Source organism: Microbacterium sp. (genome assembly GCF_031178525.1).
Classification (GTDB): domain Bacteria; phylum Actinomycetota; class Actinomycetes; order Actinomycetales; family Microbacteriaceae; genus Microbacterium.
Genome location: NZ_JAPSJA010000385.1, coordinates 1 through 1,835, shown reverse-complemented (window position 1 = coordinate 1,835; position 1,835 = coordinate 1). Strand labels below are relative to the sequence as shown.

Here is a 1,835-nt window from a genome sequence, read left to right as displayed (position 1 = left end):
GCCGCACGGTCGCCATCAAGATCCTCAAGGACGAGTACATGGGCGATCCCGGGTTCCTCGAGCGCTTCCGCGCCGAGGCCCGTCACGCCGCGCTCGTCAACCACGAGGGCATCGCCAGCGTGTTCGATTACGGCGAGGAGAACGGATCCGCGTTCCTCGTGATGGAGCTCGTCCCCGGCGAGGCGCTCTCGACGATCCTCGAGCGCGAGACCAAGCTCCCGCCGGACCGGGCCCTCGACTTCGTCGCGCAGACGGCGTCGGCACTCCAGGCCGCCCACGCGGCGGGGCTGGTGCACCGCGACATCAAGCCGGGAAACCTGCTGATCACGCCCGACGGCCGCGTCAAGATCACCGACTTCGGCATCGCACGCATCGCCGACCAGGTGCCGCTCACGGCGACCGGTCAGGTGATGGGGACCGTGCAGTACCTGTCCCCCGAGCAGGCGTCGGGTCACCCGGCGTCGCCCGCCACCGACATCTACTCGCTCGGCATCGTCGCGTACGAGTCGATGGCCGGACGTCGCCCCTTCACGGGCGAGTCGCAGGTCGCGATCGCGATGGCGCAGATCAACGAGCAGCCGCCGCCGCTGCCCGATGACATCCCGGAGCCCGTGCGCAACCTCGTGCTGGCGATGATCGCCAAGAAGCCCGAGGACCGCCCGGCGTCCGCCGCCGTCGTCGCGCGCGCGTCGAACGCGCTGCGTCGTGGCGATGTCGCCGCCGCGGCGGCCGCGGTGCCGGCGATCGCCGCCGGTGCCGCGCTGGTGCGAGGGGATGACGCGTTCACGCAGCTGCTCTCCTCGGGAGACGACAGCACGACCCGGCTCATGCCGCGCACCACGCCCGTGCCGCTGGACGGCGCCGCCGCCGGCGCCGCTGCCGCCGGGGACACCCGCGACCGCGATCGCAAGAAGAAGCGCAGCCCGTGGACGTGGCCGCTGATCGCGCTCATCCTCCTGCTGCTCGTCGTTCTGGGCGGCGCCCTCTGGGCCATGTTCGGCAACGACCTGTTCGGCGCGCCGGAGGAGACGCCGTCCGGCCAGGACACGTCGGTGCAGCCGTCGCGCGAACCGACGCCCGACGACACCCCGAGCACCGCGCCCTCGCCCGCCCTCGTGGCGATCGACCAGGCCGAGCTGATCGGCAAGTCGTGCGACGAGGCCTCGCGCATCCTCACCGATGCCGGCATGGGCGTCAGCTGCACGACGGGCGACCCTGCCCAGGCCGCCGAGGACGTCGGGCTCGTCTACAGCGTCAGCAAGTGGGGGAACCTGCCCGAGGGCACGCAGATCGATCTGCTCGCGTACGGCGAGGTCCCCCTGGTGGAGATCGGCGCTCCCGCGGCTCCGACCTTCACGCTGGAGGACGGCACGGCGCCGCAGAGCGTCGAGCCGGAGACCGACGCGGTCGTGAACTGGTCGTTCTCGTGCCCTGCCGGCACGGGCCAGGTCACCGGCTACCAGCTGAAGCTCAACGGCGCGCTCTTCCTCGGCCTCGGCAGCAGCAGCGCCGAGTTCGGGCCCGAGCAGCAGTCCGCCGGCATCAGGATCAAGGGTCAGCCCGGTCAGAACGTCACCGCGACCGTCATCGCCACCTGCTCGGGTGAGGATGGCGCGGAGCCGCGCACGTCCGAGACGTCGCCGGAGGGCAGCGTGCTCGTCGCGAACGCCCCGGAGAACGACGGCGCGGGCGACGACAACGGCACGGGAGACGGGTCGGACGGCACGGCGGGCGCCGGAGGAAACGGCTGACGCCGTCGGGGGCCGGGCGCTCCCGGGAGACGAGTTCATGTCCGATCTGGGGAGATTCATGACCGACGAGACGAGCTCGGCGCG

At 72.0% G+C, this 1,835-nt stretch carries 1 protein-coding gene; it reads left to right on the top strand.

Annotated elements, in window-relative coordinates; translation table 11 throughout:
• Positions 1-1,751: serine/threonine-protein kinase (locus tag RIF89_RS14670; protein WP_309069809.1), on the top strand; the 1,751-nt coding region annotated here is incomplete at its 5' end.
• Positions 1,752-1,835 lie beyond the last annotated feature (84 nt).